At 57.8% G+C, this 23,531-nt stretch carries 26 protein-coding genes and 1 pseudogene; 16 read left to right on the top strand and 11 right to left on the bottom strand.

Annotated elements, in window-relative coordinates; genetic code table 11:
* Positions 1-81 precede the first annotated feature (81 nt).
* The 13 genes from AC2TDJ_RS18090 to AC2TDJ_RS18030 all read left to right on the top strand — a co-directional run bounded on the left by AC2TDJ_RS18090 (position 82) and on the right by AC2TDJ_RS18030 (position 11,049).
* The gene (locus AC2TDJ_RS18090; protein ID WP_480844077.1) at positions 82-543 is read left to right on the top strand and encodes an Lrp/AsnC family transcriptional regulator; all 462 of its coding nucleotides are present in this window, start codon (positions 82-84) and stop codon (positions 541-543) included.
* A 58-nt stretch (positions 544-601) separates the two neighbouring features.
* Positions 602-1,465, top strand: coding sequence for a branched-chain amino acid aminotransferase (locus AC2TDJ_RS18085; RefSeq protein WP_480844076.1), 864 nt, complete (start codon positions 602-604; stop codon positions 1,463-1,465).
* 67 nt (positions 1,466-1,532) lie between these two features.
* Positions 1,533-1,988 carry a universal stress protein gene (locus tag AC2TDJ_RS18080; protein WP_480844075.1) on the top strand — a complete coding sequence of 152 codons (456 nt, stop codon included), beginning with the start codon at positions 1,533-1,535 and terminating at the stop codon, positions 1,986-1,988.
* Between the two features lie 10 nt (positions 1,989-1,998).
* A complete protein-coding gene (locus tag AC2TDJ_RS18075; RefSeq protein WP_480844074.1) occupies positions 1,999-2,592 on the top strand; it encodes a DsbA family protein in 594 nt (197 codons plus the stop codon).
* A 69-nt stretch (positions 2,593-2,661) separates the two neighbouring features.
* A complete protein-coding gene (locus AC2TDJ_RS18070) occupies positions 2,662-3,225 on the top strand; it encodes a NifU family protein (protein WP_480844073.1) in 564 nt (187 codons plus the stop codon).
* Positions 3,215-3,805 carry a tRNA (adenosine(37)-N6)-threonylcarbamoyltransferase complex dimerization subunit type 1 TsaB gene (gene tsaB, locus AC2TDJ_RS18065; RefSeq protein WP_480844072.1) on the top strand — a complete coding sequence of 197 codons (591 nt, stop codon included), beginning with the start codon at positions 3,215-3,217 and terminating at the stop codon, positions 3,803-3,805. Before AC2TDJ_RS18070 ends, tsaB begins: the two co-directional genes overlap by 11 nt.
* Positions 3,802-4,221 carry a GNAT family N-acetyltransferase gene (locus AC2TDJ_RS18060; protein ID WP_480844071.1) on the top strand — a complete coding sequence of 140 codons (420 nt, stop codon included), beginning with the start codon at positions 3,802-3,804 and terminating at the stop codon, positions 4,219-4,221. Before tsaB ends, AC2TDJ_RS18060 begins: the two co-directional genes overlap by 4 nt.
* A gap of 152 nt (positions 4,222-4,373) precedes the next feature.
* Complete coding sequence (locus AC2TDJ_RS18055) at positions 4,374-5,372, top strand: BMP family lipoprotein (protein ID WP_480844070.1); 999 nt, start codon at positions 4,374-4,376, stop codon at positions 5,370-5,372.
* Between the two features lie 96 nt (positions 5,373-5,468).
* Positions 5,469-6,998 (top strand): ABC transporter ATP-binding protein, encoded by a 1,530-nt coding sequence (locus tag AC2TDJ_RS18050; protein ID WP_480844069.1) that lies wholly within the window; start codon positions 5,469-5,471, stop codon positions 6,996-6,998.
* Position 6,999: 1 nt separating this feature from the next.
* The gene (locus AC2TDJ_RS18045) at positions 7,000-8,094 is read left to right on the top strand and encodes an ABC transporter permease (protein ID WP_480844068.1); all 1,095 of its coding nucleotides are present in this window, start codon (positions 7,000-7,002) and stop codon (positions 8,092-8,094) included.
* A complete protein-coding gene (locus AC2TDJ_RS18040) occupies positions 8,094-9,104 on the top strand; it encodes an ABC transporter permease (protein WP_480844067.1) in 1,011 nt (336 codons plus the stop codon). The genes AC2TDJ_RS18045 and AC2TDJ_RS18040 overlap by 1 nt, the downstream gene beginning before the upstream one ends.
* Positions 9,105-9,361: 257 nt before the next feature.
* Positions 9,362-10,282 carry a sulfite exporter TauE/SafE family protein gene (locus tag AC2TDJ_RS18035; protein WP_480844066.1) on the top strand — a complete coding sequence of 307 codons (921 nt, stop codon included), beginning with the start codon at positions 9,362-9,364 and terminating at the stop codon, positions 10,280-10,282.
* Positions 10,283-10,284: 2 nt separating this feature from the next.
* Complete coding sequence (locus AC2TDJ_RS18030) at positions 10,285-11,049, top strand: TIGR02186 family protein (protein ID WP_480844065.1); 765 nt, start codon at positions 10,285-10,287, stop codon at positions 11,047-11,049.
* Between the two features lie 3 nt (positions 11,050-11,052).
* Here AC2TDJ_RS18030 and AC2TDJ_RS18025 read toward each other — a convergent pair.
* From AC2TDJ_RS18025 to AC2TDJ_RS17995, 7 genes and pseudogenes are all read right to left on the bottom strand, one after another.
* Positions 11,053-11,781 (bottom strand): annotated as a pseudogene (locus AC2TDJ_RS18025) (SDR family oxidoreductase).
* Positions 11,778-13,310, bottom strand: coding sequence for an ATP-dependent DNA helicase (locus AC2TDJ_RS18020; protein ID WP_480844064.1), 1,533 nt, complete (start codon positions 13,308-13,310; stop codon positions 11,778-11,780). The pseudogene AC2TDJ_RS18025 and the gene AC2TDJ_RS18020 overlap by 4 nt, the downstream one beginning before the upstream one ends.
* A 61-nt stretch (positions 13,311-13,371) precedes the next feature.
* Complete coding sequence (locus tag AC2TDJ_RS18015) at positions 13,372-14,010, bottom strand: acyl-homoserine-lactone synthase (RefSeq protein ID WP_480844063.1); 639 nt, start codon at positions 14,008-14,010, stop codon at positions 13,372-13,374.
* 84 nt (positions 14,011-14,094) lie between these two features.
* The gene (locus AC2TDJ_RS18010) at positions 14,095-14,814 is read right to left on the bottom strand and encodes a helix-turn-helix transcriptional regulator (protein WP_480844062.1); all 720 of its coding nucleotides are present in this window, start codon (positions 14,812-14,814) and stop codon (positions 14,095-14,097) included.
* Entirely contained in the window at positions 14,753-14,971 is a 219-nt protein-coding gene (locus AC2TDJ_RS18005) for a hypothetical protein (RefSeq protein WP_480844061.1), read from the bottom strand. Before AC2TDJ_RS18005 ends, AC2TDJ_RS18010 begins: the two co-directional genes overlap by 62 nt.
* A gap of 205 nt (positions 14,972-15,176) precedes the next feature.
* Positions 15,177-16,463, bottom strand: a complete 1,287-nt coding sequence (gene ccrA / locus AC2TDJ_RS18000) for a crotonyl-CoA carboxylase/reductase (RefSeq protein WP_480844060.1) — start codon at positions 16,461-16,463, stop codon at positions 15,177-15,179.
* A gap of 114 nt (positions 16,464-16,577) precedes the next feature.
* Positions 16,578-17,960, bottom strand: coding sequence for a 1-acyl-sn-glycerol-3-phosphate acyltransferase (locus AC2TDJ_RS17995; RefSeq protein ID WP_480844059.1), 1,383 nt, complete (start codon positions 17,958-17,960; stop codon positions 16,578-16,580).
* A gap of 146 nt (positions 17,961-18,106) precedes the next feature.
* Here AC2TDJ_RS17995 and AC2TDJ_RS17990 point away from each other — a divergent pair, with 146 nt between their 5' ends.
* The 3 genes from AC2TDJ_RS17990 (at position 18,107) to deoD (ending at position 21,240) form a co-directional block, all read left to right on the top strand.
* A complete protein-coding gene (locus AC2TDJ_RS17990) occupies positions 18,107-20,074 on the top strand; it encodes a protein meaA (RefSeq protein WP_480844058.1) in 1,968 nt (655 codons plus the stop codon).
* Positions 20,075-20,191: 117 nt separating this feature from the next.
* Positions 20,192-20,509, top strand: coding sequence for an H-NS histone family protein (locus tag AC2TDJ_RS17985; RefSeq protein ID WP_480844168.1), 318 nt, complete (start codon positions 20,192-20,194; stop codon positions 20,507-20,509).
* Between the two features lie 20 nt (positions 20,510-20,529).
* On the top strand, positions 20,530-21,240 hold the full coding sequence (gene deoD / locus AC2TDJ_RS17980; RefSeq protein WP_480844057.1) for a purine-nucleoside phosphorylase: 711 nt from the start codon (positions 20,530-20,532) through the stop codon (positions 21,238-21,240).
* Positions 21,241-21,286: 46 nt separating this feature from the next.
* Here the strand turns inward: deoD and AC2TDJ_RS17975 are convergent, their stop codons facing one another.
* From AC2TDJ_RS17975 to AC2TDJ_RS17960, 4 genes are all read right to left on the bottom strand, one after another.
* Positions 21,287-22,150, bottom strand: a complete 864-nt coding sequence (locus tag AC2TDJ_RS17975) for an urea carboxylase-associated family protein (RefSeq protein ID WP_480844056.1) — start codon at positions 22,148-22,150, stop codon at positions 21,287-21,289.
* A gap of 69 nt (positions 22,151-22,219) precedes the next feature.
* Positions 22,220-22,414, bottom strand: coding sequence for a hypothetical protein (locus AC2TDJ_RS17970; protein WP_480844055.1), 195 nt, complete (start codon positions 22,412-22,414; stop codon positions 22,220-22,222).
* Positions 22,415-22,464: 50 nt separating this feature from the next.
* Positions 22,465-22,629: a hypothetical protein gene (locus tag AC2TDJ_RS17965; protein WP_480844054.1), complete on the bottom strand. Its 165-nt coding sequence runs from the start codon at positions 22,627-22,629 to the stop codon at positions 22,465-22,467.
* A 112-nt stretch (positions 22,630-22,741) separates the two neighbouring features.
* On the bottom strand, positions 22,742-23,521 hold the full coding sequence (locus AC2TDJ_RS17960) for a succinate dehydrogenase iron-sulfur subunit (protein ID WP_480844053.1): 780 nt from the start codon (positions 23,519-23,521) through the stop codon (positions 22,742-22,744).
* Positions 23,522-23,531: the final 10 nt, after the last annotated feature.

The raw sequence follows: 23,531 nt of genomic DNA, 5'->3' as shown, positions 1-23,531 counted from the left end.
ATTTTCGCCAATGCACGTCGGCACATTGATCATTTTTAGGGAATCACTCTAAAATTGGGAAAATTATTGGATGTATTCACCATGGACCAGATCGACAAAAAAATTGTCCGCGCTCTGCAAAGAGATGGCCGTATGACCGTTATCGATTTGGCCGAACATGTCGGACTATCCCCGACGCCATGCGCGCGGCGGTTGGATCGGCTGCAGCGCGACGGTGTGATAACCGGATATGCCGCTCAGGTGGATCCGGAGCTGTTGGGATTTGGCGTTACCGTTTTTGTTTCGGTCGAACTGGAAAAACAGGATCGCAATGCAATCGGAGCGTTCGAAAAGGCTGTCCGCCGCTATGACGAGGTGATGGAGTGTTACCTGATGACGGGTTCACGCGACATTCTTTTGCGTGTGGTCGTGCGGGATTTGAACGCGTTCGATGCCTTCCTTGAGAACCGGTTGATGCAGATTCCAGGTATTCGGAACCTGAGGTCGAATTTCGCACTGCGCACCATGGTCAAGCGAGATGTCCTGCCATTGTCGCTGGTATAATCCTCTGGACGTCGGTCCGCCTCCAACATAGGTTTTGCCGGAATGAACGGAGGGCGCCATGGCAGTCGGCAAGAATATCCGCACCTATTTCGAAGGTCAGTGGCACGACGGGGACGCCCCGATCATGCGGGCTGCGGATCACGGAGCCTGGCTGGGATCGTCGGTTTTTGACGGCGCGCGATTTTTTGACAGGGTAACTCCCGATCTTGATGCGCATTGCGCCCGCGTTAACCGCTCGGCCGAGGCCCTGATGCTGACACCGACCGTTACCACGGAACGGATGGTCGAGATCGTGAAGGAAGGCTTGCAAGCCTATGCGCCCGACAGCGCCGTTTACATCCGGCCGATGTATTGGGGCATCGACGGAGATGTCACGGCCATCGTCCCCCAGGAAAACAGCACTGGCTTCGCCATCTGCCTGGAAGAAATTCCCATGGCACCCGAGACCGCGTCAGCAACATTAACGACGACACGCTTTCGCCGCCCGGTGCTGGAATCCGCGGTGGTGAACGCCAAGGCAGGGTGCCTCTACCCGAACAACGCCAGAATGTTGCAAGAGGCCAGATCAAAAGGCTTTTCAAACGCTCTGGTTGCGGATGCGATGGGACATGTGGCCGAAACCGCCACTGCCAATATTTTCATGGTCCGCGATGGCGAGGTGTTTACCCCGATCCCCAATGGCACATTCCTTGCCGGAATCACCCGCGCCCGCCATATCAAGAATCTGCGCGCAGACGGCGTGACGGTCCATGAAACGGTCCTGACCTTCGACGATTTCCACAATGCGGACGAAGTTTTCATGTCCGGCAACATGAACAAAGTCACCCCGATTACCGCGCTGGATGACACACAATACCAGGTGGGGCCCATTGCCCGACGCGCGCGTGAAATGTACTGGGACTGGGCGGCCAGCACACGCTAGCTGCTCCCGTTCCAGTTGCCACAGTGCCACCGGTCGGGCATGATCCCGGAAAATTGTGAGGACAATCATGCGCAAATTCCTGGTCGTTCTGGATGACAGCCGCGAATGCCTGAACGCGATGCGTTTTGCAGCGATGCGCGCGGCCCATACCGGTGGCGGCGTTACGATTCTGTCGGTGATTCCACCGGATGAATTCAACCATTGGATCGGCGTTGCCGAAGTCATGCGCGAAGAGGCCCGTGAACGCATCCACGCCCATTTCGAAGTGTTCGCGAAGTGGATGCGAGACAAACAGAATGTGGAACCCGAACTGGCCATTCGCGAGGGCGACCCGGTGCCTCAGATCATTGAACATGTGCAGTCCGATCCTGAAATTGGCGTGCTTGTCCTGGGCGCAGGCACCGACAAAAAAGGACCTGGACCGCTTGTTACCCAGCTGACCCGAAACTCGGGTAGCCTGCCGATCCCGATCACCATCGTGCCCGGCGATCTGAGCAAGGAAAAACTGGAAGAGATTACCTGAAAGCGATCGGATGGGCGCCCAAATCCAGTTCTGGTTCGACTTTGCTTCGACCTATTCCTACCTCAGCGCGATGCGGATCGAACGGGTCGCTTCGGCAAGTGGGATCCGCGTGTCGTGGCAGCCGTTTTTGCTGGGCCCGATCTTTGCCGAACAGGGCTGGAACAATTCTCCGTTCAATATCTATCCGGCCAAGGGACGTTACATGTGGCGTGACATGGAGCGCCAGGCCACGGCACAGGGCTTGCCGTTTCAGCGCCCGGTCACGTTCCCACAAAACAGCCTCAAGGCAGCCCGGCTGGCGCTTGCCATCGAGTCTCAGGATCAGCGGGCAGAATTCACCCGTTCGGTATACTCCGCCGAGTTTGCATCTGGACACGATATTTCTGAGGATGCCGTTTTGGCAGAATGCCTGAACGCCGCCGATGCGCCTCTTGATCTTTTAGACCGCGCAGGCAACGCTGACATAAAGGGAAAGCTCTTTGCCCAGGTTGAGCGGGCCAAAACCCTCGGCATCTTCGGCGCCCCCAGTTTTGTTGCTGAAAATGAGCTATTCTGGGGGGATGACCGGTTGGACAGCGCAATTTCTTGTGTTGCCGCAATTTAGAACGGTTCCAAATCTTGACTTCCCCCGCCCCTGCGCGCATATCAAAGGCAACCTAAACGGAGCCGCGCCATGTTCATCCAGACCGAATCCACGCCCAACCCGGCCACATTGAAATTTCTGCCCGGTCAAACGGTTCTGGACGCGGGCACCGCCGATTTTCCGACTGCAGAAGCTGCGGAAAAATCGCCGCTGGCGCAGCGTATCTTTGGCGTGAACGGCGTGACGGGCGTATTCTTCGGCAACGATTTCGTGACCGTCACCAAGTCCGATGACGTTCAGTGGGACCACATCAAACCCGCAATTCTGGGCGCGGTGATGGAGCATTATCAGTCAGGTCAACCCGTGATGGGCGCCGATGCCGCAACGGCGTCGGGCCACGCCGAGCATACTGGGGAAGACGCCGAAATCGTCAACCAGATCAAGGACTTGCTTGACAGTCGCGTTCGTCCCGCAGTGGCTCAGGATGGCGGTGACATCACGTTCCACGGTTTTGACCGGGGCGTCGTTTACCTGCATATGCAGGGGGCATGCGCGGGCTGTCCGTCCTCGACCCTCACACTGAAGATGGGAATCGAAAACCTGCTGCGTCATTACATTCCCGAAGTGACCGAGGTTCGCCCGGTTGCCGTCTGACCCGACAATACTGGCATTTGACACATCGGCCGCGCATTGCGCGGCCGCTTTGCTGCGCGATGGTCGCATCGTTGACTCCCGCTTCGAGCCCATGACCCGTGGACAGGCCGAACGTCTGATGCCGTTGCTTGAAGAGGTTCTGGGTGAAGCAGGATGCAGCTGGAAAGATCTCGACGCCATCGGCGTCGGCACTGGCCCCGGCAATTTCACCGGTATCCGCATTTCGGTTTCAGCCGCCCGTGGCCTCGCCCTTGGCCTCGGAGTGCCAGCCATCGGGGTCAACGGCTTTGACGCATTGGCGGACATTGTTCCTGATCACCATATCCCTGCCGTTCGCGCACCGCGTGAGCAAGCCTACGTTCGTTTGCCGGGGGAGGAACCAAAGTTGATTTCTCACGACACGTATAGCCTGCCCAACCCGCTGTATTTTTGCGATGATCCTGCCGCGCACGCGCGAGCCATCGCCGCAGTTGCGGCACGCCGTGGAACGTCCGTAACCGAGGCACCGGCGCCGCTTTACGTTCGACCTGCGGATGCCGCGCCGTCGAAAGACGTACCGCCAGTGTTGCTGGACGGATGACACCGCAGGACATGGCCGCCACCCATGCGGCGGCGTTTCGGAACGCGCGCCCCTGGTCGGCGCAGGAATTTGACGACCTGCTGACCAATCCGTTTACCTTTGTCGTTGGTGACGCGCGGTGCTTTGCGCTGATCAAAGCCATCGCTGATGAGGCCGAATTGCTGACCATTGCGACTCACCCCGAGCATCAGCGGCGCGGTCTGGCGCGGGAGCGCATGGCGGAATGGCATCGCGCTGCCCGTCAACAGGGCGTGACCCGTGCGTTCCTTGACGTAGCGTCGGACAATCATCCGGCAATCGCGCTTTATCAGACCTGCGGTTATACCCAATGCGGGTTACGAAAAGCGTATTACCGACGCCAAAGCGGCCCAAATGCCGACGGGATCGTCATGGAATGCGCCCTGGATCGGCGGTAAATCACATTTTTTGGACCACTTGGTCAAATTTCTGTTGACCCCGCCTGTTGCAAACGGCCTTAATTCCCGCCATCACAACAGTTATGCTCGCTCTGAGTGGGTAATCGGGGCTATCTTGGCCTCGGACCAACTATAACAAACGGGAGTAAGAAATGACCCTGATGAAATCCTTGATGGGTGCCGCCGCTGCTGTCGCGCTGACCGCAGGTGCTGCAATGGCCGAACCGGCCCTGATCTTCGATCTGGGCGGCAAGTTCGACAAATCGTTCAACGAAGCTGCTCATAACGGTGCAACACGCTGGGCCGAAGAAACCGGCGGCACGTATCGTGAGATCGAGTTGCAATCCGAAGCCCAGCGCGAACAGGCCCTGCGCCGCTTTGCCGAAGCGGGCGCCAACCCGATTATCACCATGGGTTTCGCCATGGCCGATCCGCTGGCCGCCGTTGCCGGCGATTATCCTGACACCAAGTTCGTCGCAGTCGACGTGAACTGGCTGGACGCGCCGAATATTCGTCAGGTCAGCTTTGCCGAGCACGAAGGCTCGTATCTGGTTGGCATGATGGCGGCCATGGCATCGCAATCAGGCACCGTGGGCTTTATCGGTGGCATGGATATCCCGTTGATCCGTCACTTTGGTTGCGGCTACGCCCAGGGTGCCAAGGCCGTCAACCCCGACATCAACGTTGTCGCCAACATGACCGGCACCACTCCGGCGGCTTGGAACGATCCGGTTAAGGGATCCGAGCTGACCAAGGCCCAGATCGCGCAGGGCGCTGACGTGATCTACGCCGCTGCCGGCGGTACCGGTGTGGGCGTTCTGCAAACCGCGGCCGACGAAGGTATCCTGTCAATCGGTGTGGACAGCAACCAGAACCACCTGCACCCCGGCAAGGTTCTGACATCGATGCTCAAGCGCGTGGATGTGGCCGTCTATGACGCGATGAGCGCGGGCGAAAACGTCGAAACCGGAGTGTTCACCATGGGTCTGGCCGAAGAAGGTGTTGGCGTCGCGATGGACGACAACAATGCCTCTCTGGTTTCGGATGACATGAAGGGCACCGTCGAAAAGGCGCGCCAGGACATCATCGACGGTAATGTTGCGGTTGTCAGCTACTACGAGAATGACAGCTGCCCGGCACTGCAGTTCTGATATCGCGCGGGGCGGGGGGCTTCCCCGTCCCGCATCCACTTTGCCGGTTTGCCGTAGGGCAATCGCGCACTCCCCTTCGGCAATTGAGGACAAGACATGACCGTCCCCGCCATTGAGCTCAAAGGGATATCCAAAGCCTTTGGGCCGGTTCAGGCCAACAAGGACATTTCCATCAGCGTCGCCCCCGGCACGATCCATGGGATCATCGGAGAGAACGGTGCGGGCAAATCCACGCTGATGAGCATTCTCTACGGCTTTTACAAAGCCGACAAAGGTGAAATCTGGATCAACGGCAGCAAGACCGACATCCCCGATAGCCAGGCTGCGATTGCCGCCGGCATTGGGATGGTGTTCCAGCATTTCAAACTGGTCGAGAATTTCACCGTTCTGGAAAACATCGTTCTGGGCGCGGAAGATGGCGGGCTGCTGGCCCCGTCGCTGGCCAAGGCGCGTAAAGAGCTGAAAGAGCTCGAGGAAGAATACGAGCTGTTTGTCGACCCCGACAAACGCATCGACGAAATAGGTGTGGGGGCGCAGCAGCGGGTCGAAATCCTCAAGGCCCTGTATCGCCGGGCCGAGATCCTGATTCTGGACGAACCGACGGGCGTGCTGACCCCGGCCGAAGCGGATCAGTTGTTCCGTATTCTTGACCGCCTGCGGGAAGAAGGGAAAACGATCATTCTGATCACGCACAAATTGCGCGAGATCATGGAGGCCACGGATACCGTTTCCGTCATGCGGCGCGGTCAGATGACGGCAACTGTAAAAACTGCTGAAACCAATCCGCAGGAACTGGCCGAACTGATGGTGGGCCGCAAAGTTCTGCTGCAGGTGGACAAGGTTCCGGCGCAACCCGGCAAACCAATCCTCGAGGTTGAGAACCTGCGGGTTGTCGACGAAGCGGGTGTCGAGCGGGTCAAAGGCATCGACCTGACCGTCCGCGCAGGAGAGATCGTCGGTATTGCCGGTGTTGCAGGTAACGGCCAATCGGAATTGCTTGAAGTTCTGGGTGGAATGCGCCCCGGCCTGGGGTCGATCAAACTGAACGGTACCCCCCTTGCGCTCAGCGGACATGGCTCGGACGGGCAGGCACGCCGTGCGCAACATATCGCGCATGTGCCGGAAGACCGACAGCGGGAAGGCCTGATCATGGACTTCCACGCGTGGGAGAACGTCGCGTTCGGATACCACCGTGATCCTGCCTACAAACGCGGGATCTTCATGGACAACGCCGCCCTGCGCGCTGATACCGAGGCCAAGATCGAGAAATTCGACGTGCGCCCCCCGAATGCCTGGCTTTCAGCCAAAAGCTTTTCCGGCGGGAACCAGCAGAAAATCGTCGTCGCGCGCGAGATCGAGCGGAACCCCGATTTGCTGCTCGTCGGTCAACCGACCCGCGGCGTGGATATCGGCGCGATCGAGTTCATTCACAAACAGATCGTCGCCCTGCGCGATCATGGTAAGGCAATCCTGCTGGTCTCGGTCGAGCTGGAGGAAATCTTCTCGCTGTCCGACCGGATTGCCGTGATGTTTGACGGACATATCATGGGCGAGCGCCTGCCCCACGAAACAGATGAAAAAGAACTTGGCCTGCTGATGGCCGGTGTTGCCGGGGAGGCCGCGTAACATGGAAAAGATGCCCAAATGGGCCGATGTGGTGCTGATCCCAGTCATCAGCCTGATATTGGCCGCAATCCTGTCGGCGCTCGTCATCCTCGCCATCGGTGAAAATCCTGCTGAGGCCGTGAACCTGATGGTTACCGGTGCTTTGGGGTCGACCTATGGTTGGGGCTATACGCTCTACTACGCGACAAATTTCATGTTTACTGGCCTCGCCGTGGCGGTCGCTTTTCACGCGCGCCTGTTCAACATCGGGGGGGAGGGGCAGGCGATGCTCGGCGGTCTCGGGGTTGCCATGGTCTGCCTTTACATTCCCTGGCCGCATTGGAGTATCGCGCTGCTGGCCGCCTGCGCTGGCGCAATGCTGTTTGGCGCGGCATGGGCTGCCATCCCCGCCTATCTGCAGGCAAAGCGGGGCAGCCACATCGTGATCACCACGATCATGTTCAACTTCATCGCCGCCGCCTTCCTGAACTACATGCTGGTAAACGTGATGCGGCCTGAAGGCTCAATGGACCCGGCCACCGCACGTTTCCCCGAGGCGGTGCATCTGCCGACGTTCCAGTCGATGTTCTCGACTGCTGACAACGTTCTGTTCCGCGGGGCACCGGCGAATATCTCGTTTTTTGTTGCGATTCTTGCTTGTTTTGTGGTTTGGGCGCTGATCTGGCGTACACGGCTTGGCTATGAAATCCGCGCCTACGGCCATTCGGAAACCGGCGCGGTTTATGCCGGTATCTCGCCTGTGCGGATCACAATCGTCGCGATGCTGATCTCGGGCGCGCTCGCCGGCTTGATGGCGATCAACAACGTGATGGGTGAAGCCGAGCGTCTGGTGCTGAACTCCACTGAAGGTGCGGGCTTTATCGGTATCGCCGTGGCGCTGATGGGGCGGTCCCATCCCTTTGGCGTGTTCCTTGCGGCCATCCTGTTTGGCTTCCTGTATCAGGGCGGCGCCGAGCTGGCCCTCTGGACGTCGATACCGCGCGAACTGATTGTTGTCATTCAGGCGCTGGTGATCCTGTTCACCGGGGCATTGGACAACATGGTGCGCATTCCGCTTGAAAAACTGTTTCTGGGTCTTCGGAAGGGGGCGGAGTGATGGATTTCTTCGTTACACTCATCCAAATCCTCGATTCCACCATCCGCCTCGCCACGCCGCTGCTGCTGGCTTGTCTGGCAGGTCTTTATTCAGAGCGCGCGGGCATCTTTGACATCGGGCTTGAAGGCAAGATGCTGATGGCGGCCTTCTTTTCCGCAGCGGTAGCCGCCACAACAGGATCGGTCTGGCTGGGTTTGTTGGCGGGCATTGCATCCTCGCTGATATTGTCGGGGCTGCACGGAATGGCCTCGATCACATTCCGGGGAAACCAGTTGATTTCGGGCGTGGCCATCAACTTCCTTGCCGCGGGCATGACTGTACTTGTCGCACAAAGCTGGTTCAAACAAGGTGGGCGCACGCCATCCCTGTTTGGCGGTGGCCGGTTTGAATCTGCCGAGTTTCCATATGCGATTGGACCAACGGATGCGGAGCTGACCGGCCGCTCTGTCTCGGACCTGATGTCGGATGCAAATGTCTTGCATCTTGTTTATTCCGAGTTGCTGTCCGGGCATTCCATTCTGGTCTATGTTGCCTTCCTGATGGTTCCGGCCACCTGGTGGATCCTGTTCCGCACCCGGTTCGGTCTGCGGTTGCGCGCCGTTGGGGAAAACCCCGCAGCGGTGGATACCGCCGGGGTCTCGGTCGTTGGGCTGCGCTATGCCGCCGTTGCAATCTGCGGCGTCCTGTGCGGCATCGCGGGGGCCTATCTGGCCACCGCCCTGCAGGCCGGGTTCGTCAAGGACATGACGGCTGGCCGCGGCTTCATCGCGCTGGCCGCTCTGATCTTTGCAAAGTGGCGACCCTGGCACGCGATGTGGGCCTGCCTGCTGTTCGGACTGCTGCAGGCGATTGCGCTGCGGTTCCAGAACATCGATCTGGGTGGTGTGGTCATCCCGGTGCAGGCCATGGACGCCCTGCCCTACATCCTGACCGTGGTGATTCTCGCAGGCTTCGTGGGCAAGGCCATTCCGCCGCGTGCAGGCGGTGAACCCTATGTAAAGGAACGTTGATAAGTCCAGTTCGGGATCACGTTTCGGTCCTGATTGCTGCAGAGCGGCATGCAGAGTTGATTTTGCATGCCGCAACCGTTCTAAAGGGGTATGGACGTGTCCCTCATCGCTTCGGTCAACCTGGAAATCCCTAGTATCCGGATGGTGTTAAGGACGCGCCCGTTTCGGTTCGCATTCCGCGGTCCGACAAAAGCGCCACATGTTTTCAGAGGCTTTGTCGCGTTGCACGGCGCAGCCGGGACCGTTTAGAAGTAACCATGCAGATCTACCTTCCCATCGCCGAAGTCTCAGTGAACGCCTTCTTGCTGTTTGGGCTGGGCGGCATGGTCGGCATCCTGTCGGGCATGTTTGGCGTCGGCGGCGGATTTCTGATGACGCCCCTGCTGTTTTTCATTGGCATCCCGCCAGCCGTTGCCGTGGCGACCGAAGCCAACCAGATCGTTGCCTCTTCATTTTCGGGCGTACTGGCACATTTCCGGCGGCGAACCGTCGATCTGAAAATGGGGACGGTCCTGTTGGTCGGAGGTCTGGCCGGGGCAGCGTTGGGTGTGATTGTCTTCAACTATCTCAAAAGTCTGGGTCAGGTCGATCTGCTGGTCAAGCTTTGCTATGTCGTCTTTCTTGGTGTGATCGGCAGCCTGATGTTTGTTGAAAGCCTCAGGGCTCTGCGCAAGTCGCGCAAAGGCGGCGCACCTGCGCCCAAACGCCGTCAGCGTGGATGGATCCACGCCATGCCGTTCAAGATGCGCTTTCGGACATCGGGATTGTATATCTCGGTTATCCCGCCGATTGCGGTCGGTTTGTTCGTCGGTGTGTTGTCGGCCATTATGGGCGTCGGCGGCGGGTTCATCATGGTGCCTGCCATGATCTACCTGCTGGGTATGCCAACCAAAGTGGTTGTCGGAACGTCGCTGTTTCAGATCATCTTTGTCACCGCGTTCACAACCATGCTGCATGCCACCACCAACTATACCGTCGACGTGGTTCTGGCGGTGCTGCTGTTGGTGGGCGGCGTCGTTGGTGCACAGATCGGAACCGTTATCGGAGCCCGGATGCCCGCTGAACAATTGCGTGTGCTGCTGGCAGCTTTGGTGCTGGTGGTTTGCGGCAAACTGGGTCTGGATCTCCTGTTGCAACCGGCCGAGCTGTTTTCGCTCGGGGATTCGGGGGGACACTGATCATGATCCGCCTGATTGTTGCCTTCTGCCTGATTTGCCTTCCCGGTTGGGCCGCCGAGGAACAGGTCGTATTGGGCCTTAGCCAGGATCGCGTTTCGATCACGGCCAATTTCGACGGGTCCGAGATTCTGATCTTCGGAGCCGTCAAACGAGAGGCTCCCATACCCGCCGGTCCTCCGCTGGAAGTGATTGTCTCCGTTGTCGGTCCCTCCGAACCGGTGATGGTCCGTCGCAAGGAAAAGAAGTTCGGAATCTGGGTGAACACCGACAGCGTTCTTGTCGATTCCGCCCCCAGTTTCTATGCCGTCGCCACCAGCGCCCCGTTTGATGAAATCATCACCGACACCGAGGACCTGCGGTATCGCATCTCGATCGAGCGCGCCATCCGCTCGGTCGGGGCGGCCATGCACATCCGGGGTGCTCAGGATTTTGCCGACGCGGTCATTAGAATCCGCGAGAATGAACACCTGTACTCGATCCGCGAAAACACTGTGGCCGTGGACGAACAAACCCTGTTCCGTACATCTATTGAAATGCCCGCCGACCTGACCGAAGGTGATTATCTGGCCCGCATTTTCTTGACGCGAGGCGGCGAGGTCGTTTCTCAGCTCGAAACTGTCATCGATGTGCGCAAGGTCGGGCTCGAGCGCTTTCTCTACAATTTATCCCGCGAGCAGCCCATCTGGTATGGCCTCATGTCGCTGGCCATTGCTATTGCAGCCGGTTGGGGGGCGTCGACAGCGTTCCGACTGCTGCGGGAAAACTAGCACCTAGCCGCGGCCGATATAGGGCATCGTCGTAGCCATCACAGTCATGAATTGCACATTCGCCTCGGGCGGCAGTGAGGCCATGTGCAGTACGGATTCCGCTGCATTCTCGACAGACATTGTCGGATCGGGCGTCCGCCCTTCCGCGATGGCGGTATCGACCAGTTCCTGCACCATAGGCGTTCGGGCGTTGCCGATATCAATCTGACCGCAGGCGATGCCAAAAGCACGGCCATCCAGGGACAGGCTGCGGGTCAAACCGGTGATGGCATGTTTGGTCGTCGTGTAATGAACCGAATTCGGTCTGGGCACATGCGCCGAGATCGACCCGTTGTTGATGATCCGGCCACCCCGAGGCGACTGCCGCCGCATCGTGGCAAAAGCGGCCCGGGCACAAAGAAACATTCCGTTCAGGTTCACATCCACGGACCGGGCCCAATCATCCAGTGCAATTTCGTCGATCGTTCCGCCCGGTGCGAAAACACCTGCATTGTTGAAGAGCACGTCCAACCGTCCAGCGCGGTCCGCAAAGTCGGCAAAGGCCGCTTCCACGGCTTTTGCATCGGTGACGTCCGCCACTAGGGGGATCGCGTTTTTTTAGGCCTCAGCCATCGCTTTCAACGTTTCGGCACTACGCGCCAACAATCCAACGTTCCAACCCTTGGCCAGAAACAGCTCGGCGGTAGAGCGACCAATGCCGGAACTTGCACCTGTGACGATGATGGTCTTCATGTCTCTTCCGCCTCCAATGTCAGTGACGCCGCAGGAATCGCACGCAAATCATCGACGCGCAGCGGATGAGTTGGCTTGGACAGGCGGTTTCGTACAACCCAGATCAACCTCTGCTGCGCGCGAGTGATAGCGACGTAAGCCAGACGTTTCCATAACGGCTGGCCTGCCTCGGTCCGACCCATGCGGGCAGCGGCATAGATGTCCGGTGCGAACACCTGAACGGTATCCCATTGCGACCCTTGTGCCTTGTGGATCGTCACGGCGGCGCCATGCAGAAACGTCGCCCCCATACGGGCTGCATAGGGGATAAATGGTTCTTCTTCGTCCGGTTTTTCGATCTGCACGATCGATGCCGCGCTGACCTGGGGGTCTTCGGCCCCCATGACGTGCAGACGCGAGAATCCGGGCTTGCGGCCCGGCCCAAGATAAATCACCTGCGCTCCTTTGATCAGACCTCGGGCTTCGAGATCCAGCCGCTTTTTGCGATGCTTGAGCGGCAATTCAATGCCGTCGCAGATCAGCGGCTCACCCTCAAGCAGTTCCGTCTCGGGCGCACCGTGCACACTGCGAAAGGCTTGGATCAGACGGATGCGGGTGGCGTTGCGCCAGACAAGGACGGGGCTGCGGGCCATCAGGTCAACCTCAACCCGTTGCCCCCACACCACCCGGTCATCCTTGCGCGCGGTATCTTCGACCAGCCGCTCGAAATCTTCGAACCCCATGGTGGCGTCCGACAGGGCATGAGCAAGGTCCAGGATCGGATTATCCGCTGTCTGGCGATGCACACGGTGCAGGGTCAGCTTGCGCGGCTCGGGCAGACCGTCAAACACCATCGAACCGGATTGATTGACCGGAGCCAACTGTGCCGGGTCACCGAACAGAAGAAGTGTGGGGAAGATCTCCTGCAAGTCCGCGAATTGCCGGTCGTCCAGCATCGAGGATTCGTCGATGAAGCCTATGTCCAGCGGTTCGTCCCTGCGTTTCCAGCCTGTTATGAAATCCGAACCCCGCAGACCTGCCGCCGCCAGCGCCCCGGGGATGGACTTGTTATTTGCATAGAACGCTGCGGCCCGATCCAGTGCCTCGTCGGTCAAACCTTCGATCTCTGGCCGTTCGTCATTTCCCGCCAGCCATTCCGCGATGCGTTCGTATTCGGGATCGTAAACCGGCGTGTAAAGGATGCGGTGAATGGTTGTTGCCGGTACGCCGCGCAACCGCAGCACGCTGGCCGCCTTGTTGGTCGGTGCCAGGATGGCCAGGCTGCGTTTATCGCGGTTCTTGCGGCTTTCGAAATCGCCCGAGACAACCTGAACACCGGTTTCAGACAAGGCCTTGTACAGCTCGGCCAGTAGCAGGGTCTTACCCGAACCGGCCTTGCCGATCACTGCCATGACGCCGGACTTGCCGCTGCCTGGCAGTTTCAACAAGGCGTCATCATCAAGATCGACACCCGCCGCCTTGAGCATCTCGGAGATACTGTCGAACGCGGCGGCCTGGTCTTCGGAAAAGGTCACAAGGGGCAAGGACATGGCGCGACCCTACAGGGCTGCGCCATCGTGGACCAGATGTGGAATTTCGAATTCCGCGCGTTTAGGCAGACAATGCAAACCGATGCTGCGCCACGTTCCCGAATGCCGTGCGGAACCACAGCCGCGAAAGCTCGCGCGGAATACCGGCGCGTTCCGCAACCCTGTTACAGTCCTCGGCCGAATAGGGCCACAAGCCCACCGAGATCTGTTCCCGTCCCTCGCCCTGAGATCCCAGAACGGTCGGTGACGACCCGATCAGGCGATAGATACGGATCATCCGTGCATCGAAAACACCCGCGATATGAGTCAGACCGAACCCCTCCATCACTTCTCCACCGCTGAGCATGATGGCCCCGGCGGTATGCGGGCTTGCTGTACGTGAGAGGCAGAATCGCGTCACCTCCCAGATCAGGGGGCTGCGAATAGGTTTGCCGCCTGTCAGGTGTCCAAAGACGTCATTTACCATGACAGGTCCGGTTGTTGGCAGTATCCGCATGGAACCGCCATGGCTGCCGTCAGCTTCTTCCCAGATGACGTAAAGCGGGTTCAGATCGTCATATTGATCACGTTCATGTCCAAACTTGTCGACCTGAACGTCCCACCCCAGTCGGGTTTTGAACTGGTCGGCGCGGTCCCGAAACATCCCGTCGGCCAAATCAGGATATTTGTGTAATTCATCGGCATAAACATAGCGCAGCATGACTTGATCCCCTTGTCGTCCAATGGCTGGAACAAAGGGGGTACGAAGGCATGGTTAATTTACTGTGAGAGCAACGCGCGTTGCTTAAACCACTATTAACCCACGGCTTAATGCCGTGGCGATGGCATGGGTTGTGTTTTGCGCGCCCAGCTTTGAGCGGGCGCTTTCGATGTAAGCACGCAAAGTGTGCTCGGAAATGGACAGAGAATGGGCCACCTGCGCGCGACTGTAGCCCAGCGCCAACAAGGTCAGCGCATCAATCTCTCGGGGGGAAAGCCCGCGTCGGCTTTCTGGTTGCCGGTCCTTGGCGAATTCCAGCGCCTTGCGGTTGAGAAAATGTGCAATCAGGATCAGATCGTGTCCATATGTCCCAACAAATGCCTGCCAGCTGTCATCATCGCACGAGTGGTTCACGGTAAAAAGTGCAAACTGGCCACTGGGTCCGCGCAGAGGGATCGAATATCCCTGATTGCCTACGCCATGATCCTTCGCGTCCTGCAAGAAGGCGCGGGCGGCTTTGCCTGACCAATCCAGCTGTTTCCAGTCCACCGGATGGAACCGCTGGAAGCATCCCAGAATGACAGGATCAATCCGGTGGTAGTTTCTGTCCTGATAGCGTTCGGCCCACGCATCCGGGTAGGTCGTGAACCCGTATTGATCCCCTGCGCCATCGACCCAATGGTAAATGATGTGATCCAGTTTCAGGCGATCCCGCAAACGAACGGCAACACCAGTCAGCTCTTCAAGCGTGCTGGTGTTTTCCAAATCCTCTGGGATCCGGCTCAAATCGTATTTCGTTACCATTCGCGGGCGCCCGTGCCTCATCCTGCATGGACGCAATTTCGGCCGCGGCGATCAGCCTGGTGTCATCAAGCTGTTCAGCAAGCGCGGTCAACCCGTTCGCCACCGCAAAGGCGTTGAGGTCCGACAGTACGTCCAGTATCCACTCATTTTGCGCCATCAGGGTGTCCCCGAAATAGTTAACGAAGGGTTAACACAACCATAACATGTGTGCATTAATTTGGCCTATTCACTGCTTTCTACTCCCCAGAAATAGCGGGTCTCCGGATATTAAGCCCTTGTAAAGACAATAAGTAGTTCATTAACGCAAAACACCCGCACAACGGCTCGGCGCAGTGCGGGTGTTTCGTTTTATGCGTTGGTACTCAACCGCGAGCGGCAAGAACCTCTTCCAGAGTCCGCATGCCAGTGCGTGGTGCCTGGACCAGTACCGACATGTTGCCGGGCTTATGTTCGTTGCGCATCATTTTCATGTGCGCCTCGGGCAGGTCGTTCCAGGTGAAGACCTCGGACATGCATGGGTCCAGACGGCGTTCAACCATCAACTGGTTCGCGGACGCCGCCTGTTTCAGGTGGGCAAAATGCGAACCCTGTAGACGTTTCTGATGCATCCACATGTAGCGCACGTCGAAGGTCAGGTTGTATCCGGTGGTGCCGGCGCAGATCACGACCATACCGCCCTTTTTGACCACAAATGTCGACACAGGGAATGTGCTCTCACCCGGGTGTTCAAAGACCATGTCAACGTTGACGCCTTTGCCGGTGATATCCCAGATCGCCTTACCGAACTTGCGGGCCTCTTTGAACCATTCGGCATATTCAGGCGTGTTGACCGTTGGCAACTGCCCCCAGCAGTTGAAGTCCTTGCGGTTCAGAACGCCCTTGGCGCCCAGGTCCATGACAAAGTCACGCTTGCTTTCGTCCGAGATCACGCCGATTGCGTTGGCGCCTGCTGTGTTGATCAGCTGGATCGCATAGGAGCCCAGACCGCCGGACGCACCCCAAACCAGAACATTCTGGCCGGGTTTCAGGTCGTGCGGCTCGTGACCGAACAGCATCCGATAGGCGGTTGCCAGCGTCAGCGTATAACAGGCGCTTTCTTCCCAGGTCAGATGCTTGGGGCGGGGCATCAGCTGTTGCGCCTGAACATTGGTGAACTGCGCAAACGATCCATCGGGTGTCTCATAGCCCCAGATCCGCTGGCTGGGCGAGTACATCGGGTCGCCGCCATTGCAATGCTCGTCATCGCCATCGTCCTGGTTGCAGTGAATCACGACCTCATCGCCGACTTTCCAACGCTTCACCTTGTCGCCAACGGCCCAAACAATGCCTGAAGCATCCGAACCGGCGATGTGGAAGGGCTGACCATGGCCGTCGAACGGGCTGATCGGCTTACCCAGCGACGCCCAGACACCGTTGTAGTTCACGCCTGCCGCCATCACGAGGACCAGCACCTCGTGACTGTCCAGCTTGGGCACATCCACGACCTCCAGCTGCATGGCAGTGTCGGGCTCGCCGTGGCGTTCCTTGCGGATGGCCCATGCATACATCTGTTTAGGCACATATCCCATCGGAGGGATTTCACCCATTTCATAGAGGTCTTTTTCCGGCGCCTCGTACGACGCGATGCCGCTGTCGATGTCCAAAGCCATACTGGCCTCCTTTATTAGACAGTTCTCGCCGCGACGCAGAATCGCGGCCTTCCCAGCATGAAATATTAACCGCTGAGAAATATTGCAACAGTTTTTGGTGCGTATTTTGAAATTTTATGACCCAGCGGATGCAGAAAGATCTTTCGCGCCTGCAGCATCAGGGGGTTGCACCCCAGGCGCAGAGGAGGCTGCATAGTAAGACAACAGGTCCGAGCGCTGCCCGGATGGCCGCAGGATACCATGGTCGCGCAACAAAATACGCCGATCTATCAGTTGATCCACTGCGTCCCGAACTGTTTGCTGATCTTCTTCCGTCAAATCGTCACCCATTAGCATAGATAGATGGTCGGTGAGGTGATCTTCCCGAACCTCACCGTTGTCCCGCACCAAACGACACACGGCAGGGAGGGGAGCAAATGGGATCGCTCCTGCAATTCGTCGCATCAGTTCGCGTGCAAGGTCGGTGGTCAGATCGCGTTCGTGTTCCTTTCGGAATTCCCGCAAAGAAATTGGTGTACCGTAACGGACGGAGGCGACACCAAACCGCTTATATCGCCCGATCAGACGGCGCCAGATCTGTTTCAGCGTCCAACGTGTGATCACCCCGATCCGCGCCCGAAATCGCCGTTCCGTCCCAAGGGCTGCAGCCGTCAGTATCGTATCTTCCAGCACCCGGTCGTAATTCAGCGCGACAGGTACAAAGACAACGTCGCGGCCCTCGGGTTCCGCGCCATCAGTAATGTATTTCAGAAGCCCCAGCTTCGGCCGGCCCAATTGCCCGGTCAGACTCAGCCCGCCTTCGGGAAACATGGCTTGGGTTACGCCGGCTTCGGTTGCATGACGCACATAACTTGCCAATACCTGCCGGTACAGATCACTGCCGGATTTGCGCCTAATGAAAAATGCTCCCATAGCCCGGATCAGACGGCTCAGCGGCCAGACACGGGCCCATTCACCTACCGCATAGGACAAAGCCGATTGCCGTGCGGCGAGGTAGGTGATCAGCACATAGTCCATATTGCTGCGGTGGTTCATCACAAATACCACGGTCGCCTGCGGATCGATCGTGTTGATGGCCTCTTCATCCTCGTAGCCGAGTCGGACCTTGTAGAACGTGTTGCTCAGCAGCCGGGCCAGGCGAATGGCAATGCTGAAATAAATCGTCGCTGAAAAAGAAGGCACGATTTCACGCGCATACCGGCGAGCCATTTCCGAGGCCACGGCCTCGGGCACGCCTTCTTCCTGCGCGTATCGTTGCGCGGCCTTGCTGACCTGAGGATCGTAGCTCAGCCTTTGAATCATATCGTGGCGTTCCGCCAGTTTGAACGGCTGGATCGGGCGTTGCAGTCGTTTGTTGAGCCGTGCAACGGCGCGTTCCAGACGCCTGCGAAAGAACCAACGTACGGAAGGAAAAAGAAAATGCGAAGCGAAGGTGATCGTGGCAAAGACCACGATCAGCACAAACAGCCAAAGCGGAAGTTCCACGGTCTGCGTCATGGATGCACAGTGCCACCAATCGCTACCACTCACAATCTGTAGAAACAGAAAGATGCCGCGATGCAGCGAATTGACATGTCCATAAAATTGCGCTTTAGAGGCCCTGTGTGAAATTTTGTTACCCATTGGATCACGAGGCCCGCACCATGACGCAGTCGCAGAAAGATCGCCCCTGGCTCATCCGGACATACGCCGGTCACTCTACCGCACAGGCGTCGAACGCACTGTACCGTAGCAATCTGGCCAAGGGGCAGACGGGATTGTCGGTGGCCTTCGATTTGCCGACGCAGACCGGGTATGACAGCGACCACACCCTGTCGCGGGGCGAAGTCGGCAAGGTTGGGGTTCCGATCTGTCACCTGGGCGACATGCGGCTCCTGTTCGATCAGATTCCACTGGAGCAGATGAACACCTCGATGACCATCAACGCCACGGCGCCTTGGCTTTTGGCCCTTTATATTGCGGTCGCCGAGGAACAGGGTGCGGACGTCTCGAAACTGCAAGGCACGGTCCAGAACGATCTGATCAAGGAGTATCTGAGCCGCGGCACGTATGTCTGCCCGCCGAAGCCGTCGTTGAAGATGATCGCGGATGTGGCCGAATACTGCTACACGAACGTTCCGAAATGGAACCCGATGAACGTTTGCTCTTACCATTTGCAAGAGGCCGGCGCGACACCGGAACAGGAACTGGCCTATGCATTGGCTACAGCCATCGCCGTTCTGGACGAACTGCGCCCGCGCGTACCAGCCGAGGATTTCCCGGCGCTCTGCGGGCGCATTTCGTTCTTTGTGAATGCAGGCATCCGCTTTGTTACCGAAATGTGCAAAATGCGCGCATTTGTCGATCTTTGGGACGAAATTCTGCAAAAACGTTACGGTGTGGAAGATCCCAAGTTTCGTCGGTTCCGTTACGGCGTTCAGGTCAACTCGTTGGGCCTGACCGAACAGCAACCGGAAAACAACGTCTACCGCATCCTGATCGAGATGCTGGCCGTGACTCTCTCAAAAAAGGCGCGCGCACGTGCCGTTCAGCTGCCGGCATGGAACGAAGCGCTGGGATTGCCACGCCCATGGGATCAGCAATGGTCGATGCGGATGCAACAGATTCTGGCTTACGAAACCGACCTGCTGGAATACGATGATTTGTTTGACGGAAACCCCGCTGTCGACGCCAAGGTTGAAGAACTGAAGGAAGGCGCACGCGCGGAACTGGCCAATCTTGATTCGATGGGCGGAGCCGTCGCCTCAATCGAGTACATGAAATCGCGCCTTGTCGATTCAAACGCTGATCGCCTGAACCGGATCGAAAGGAACGAAACCGTTGTTGTCGGCGTCAACAAGTGGACCGAAGGCGAACCCTCGCCCCTTCAGACCGAAGACGGCGGGATCATGGTTGTCGATCCGGCGGTCGAGCAGGAACAGATCACGCGGTTGAACGCATGGCGGGCGGAACGGGACGAAGCCGCGGTTGCCGACGCTTTGGCGGCGCTGCGCGAAACGGCCCGCACGGGCGGCAATGTGATGGAACCTTCAATTGCGGCTGCCAAAGCTGGTGTCACGACCGGCGAATGGGCGGAAGAAATGCGCAAGGCTTATGGAACCTATCGCGGTCCCACCGGGGTTTCGGGTTCCGTCTCCAACAAAACCGAAGGGCTGGATGACTTGCGCGCGGCGGTTGACGCGGTCAGCGACAATCTTGGACGCCGTCTGAAATTCCTGGTTGGCAAACCCGGTCTCGACGGCCATTCAAACGGGGCGGAACAAATCGCTTTCCGGGCTCGCGATTGCGGCATGGACATCACTTATGAGGGCATTCGCCTGACCCCGGAAGAGATCGTGACCGCCGCCGCCGAGGAAGACGCCCATGTCATCGGCCTGTCGATCCTGTCCGGCAGCCATCTGCCCTTGGTTCAGGACGTGATCACCCGACTGGCCGAGGCCGGTCTTGCCGACATTCCTGTAGTGGTTGGCGGGATTATTCCCGACGAAGACGCCGACAGGCTGAAAGAAATGGGCGTTGCCAAAGTGTACACCCCAAAAAATTTCGAGCTGAATGCAATTATGGGTGACATCGTATCCTTGGCAGATCCACAAAATCTGGCAGCGGAATAGTTTTTCTCCGCCCATATCTCAGGCTATTTGCGGTTAATTGGGGATAGATAATATCCGCAAATGGAATTACCGTGCGCGTCAGTTTTAAGCTCTATCTGACAAACACGGAGAGAAATGATGGGGATCAACCTTGAAAAAATGTCCCGCAAGGAATTGCTGGAATTACGGGGTCAAATTGAAAAAGCCTTAAAAAAGGCCGAAACTCGTGAACGTCAGGAAGCGTTGAAAGCTGCGGAAAAAGCAGCGGCGGAATTCGGGTTTTCATTGTCGGAATTAGCCGCTGGGTCACAACGTTCGACCAAAGGGACAAAAGCCAAACCGAAGTATCGCAACCCTGCGGACCCGGAACAAACCTGGACAGGGCGCGGTCGCAAGCCGCAATGGGTACATGATGCGTTGAAAGCCGGTGCCGATATTTCCGATTTGGAAATTTGACCTAGGGGCGTTGTGTCAAAATGACAATTCATATTGGTGCCGAAAAGGGCGAAATCGCTGAAACCGTGCTTTTGCCGGGTGATCCATATCGCGCAAAATGGGCTGCTGAAACATTTCTGAGCGACGTAAAACAAATAAATAATGTTCGCGGTATGCTGGGATTTACCGGCTTTTGGAATGGAAACCCGGTCACCATTCAGGGCAGCGGCATGGGAATGCCGTCTCTTTCAATTTACGTCAACGAATTGATCCGCGACTATGGCGCCAAGACGCTGATCCGCATCGGGTCGTGCGGCGGGATGCAGGATGGCGTTGCCTTGCGAGACGTTATTCTTGCCATGACCTCCAGCACGCTCAGCACGCCATCGCGCGGCATCATGAAAGAGCTCAACTTCGCCCCCTGCGCCGATTGGGGTTTGCTACAGGCGGCGGCTTTGGCGGCAGCAGCGAAAGGCACACCGACTCATGTCGGTGGAATTTATTCGTCAGACGTTTTCTATGACGAACGTCCTGACCTCAACGAACAGATGGTGCGCCACGGTATTTTGGGCGTCGAGATGGAGGCCGCAGAACTCTACATTCTGGCGGCACGCCACAAATGCCGGGCTCTGGCCGTTCTGACTGTCTCGGATCACCTGTTGACCGGAGAAGCCCTGCCCTCTTCCGATCGCGAGAGCAGCTTTGGCGACATGGTGGAAATTGCACTACAAGCGGCCTTTCCGAGCGCCTGAGAACAAGTCGGCAGGCGTATTTGCACGCCTGCCGATTCAGTATTGCCTATCGCCCGTGTGAACCGTCGTATCCATTCCGGGCCGGGCTCTGCCACTCGTCCAATACACCATCGGCCGGAGCAAAAACTTCGACAAGCAGCGGGTAACATGCTGCCGTGTCCGAGGAATGCTCGGACGAGCAATCACCACCCGGACAGGCGCTGAGGTTCCCGAGCAGGTCGATTTCCGCAAAGAACTCAAGATAATCGCCAGGCCGAACAGGTGACGCTTTCATAAAATACTGACCGGTATCCCGCGTGAATCCGGTACACATGAAAACGTTCAGAACATCGTGAACCGCTGGCTCAGCCTCGGAAAGAGGTATGCCCAGATGATCCGCTAGCGCCCGCGTCAGATTAGAGTGGCAGCAATGGTGATATTGGGATCCGGACAACAGGTTTCCCGTATACGGATCGCATCGCGTTCCGATCACATCATGAACCGATCCACCAAATTCATCGATACCGTACCAACCCAGCGTATCCGTTGTGATTGTGGCCATCGGACGCAAAGACGGGAAACTGGACCACATCCGCTCGCCCGTGGTCAGGTGAGTGCCGTGCAGGGCGCGGGTTTTTCCTGAATAAAACCGTTCGGACAGATCGTTGAGGTTCCAAAGGTTCAAATCGCCAACCTGCGGGCCCTCGACCGATGTAATTCTAAAACAACTTCCAGCCGGAACCTCGAAACACCGCGCCTCGCGCGGTGGGATCAGAACATCATGAGTCTTTGTCGCGCCGTTTCGAATTGATTGCATCCAGGCCAGATCCGGCTTGGGCAAACTGTCATTCGGGTAGCATATTACCGGAGCGACAGCGCGACGGGCTTCGGCATCCACAGGCGGGCGATTGGTGATTCCAGAATCTGACATGGCCGGCAGAGTGGAGCAGTTTGGCGCCGCGCGAAACCCCCGTTACGTAGAACCGTCAAGACTGGTCTTTCAGGCATCGCACAGGTTGCGCGTCGGAATGCGATACTGCGCCGCAATAGCTGCACCGCCAGACGCCTTCGGCCCTGTGCTGTCTCCACCGGCAATCGCGCGACAAGGACGACGTGCGCGCACGCCAGACGAAATAAGCAAAAACACCGGCAGCAAGTAAAAGCAGAAGGACAGGCATTCTTCTGCTTTCACCATTAGTGAAGGGATTTCAAGTGGTGCAGACGTCCAAGTGACGGGTTCATCTGCTAAGCAGCATTGGCATATTCGAACAGGTCGGGCTCGTGATCCGCTTCAACTGGCGTGGCTTCAGGCGAGTAATAGGCCCAAGCCTGCTCGAGCAACTCCAGCGCTTCTTCAGCCTGCGTTTTCGTGTTTTTCGTGTCCATCGGAGTGATCCCGTATTGATCCAATCACTCCTCCCCAAGCGGAAAGATAGTCCTGATAATCGGTGCGCGCATCGCCCAATATTGCAGACTGGGGTTGCGCCTGCCGCAGACCGGCAAGCGCAGGGGTCGTGGGTGGTTAAACCGCCCGTTCGACCATCATCTTCTTGATCTCTGCAATTGCCTTGGCCGGGTTCAACCCTTTGGGGCACGTCTTGGCGCAGTTCATGATCGTGTGGCAGCGATACAGTTTGAATGGATCTTCCAGATCGTCCAACCGTTCACCTGTCGCCTCGTCACGACTGTCGATGATCCAGCGATAAGCATGCAGCAGAGCAGCAGGGCCAAGATACCGATCCCCGTTCCACCAGTAGCTGGGGCAAGACGTAGAGCAGCTGGCGCACATCACACACTCATAAAGGCCGTCCAGTTTCTTGCGATCTTCGATGGATTGCTTCCACTCTTTCGCGGGCCGATTGGTTTTGGTTTCCAGCCACGGCATGATGCTGGCGTGCTGCGCATAAAAATGTGTCAGGTCCGGGATAAGATCCTTGACCACCGGCATGTGCGGCAGCGGATAGATTTTCACGTCGCCCTTGATCTCATCCATTCCGTAGATACAGGCCAGCGTATTGATCCCGTCGATATTCATCGCACAGGATCCGCAGATTCCCTCGCGGCACGAGCGGCGGAAGGTCAGGGTCGGGTCGATCTCGTTTTTGATCTTGATCAGCGCATCCAGAACCATCGGCCCGCAGGTATCCATGTCGACGAAATAAGTGTCGACGCGCGGGTTCTGCCCGTCTTCCGGGTTCCAGCGGTAGATCTGGAATTTGCGAGTATTGGTCGCGCCTTCCGGCTTGGGCCAGGTCTTGCCGGTGGTGATCCGGGAATTCTTGGGGAGGGTCAGTTGTACCATGGGTTCCTCT

The organism is Ruegeria sp. HKCCD6647-2, from assembly GCF_057221075.1.
This window is presented reverse-complemented; position numbering and strand designations above follow the sequence as displayed.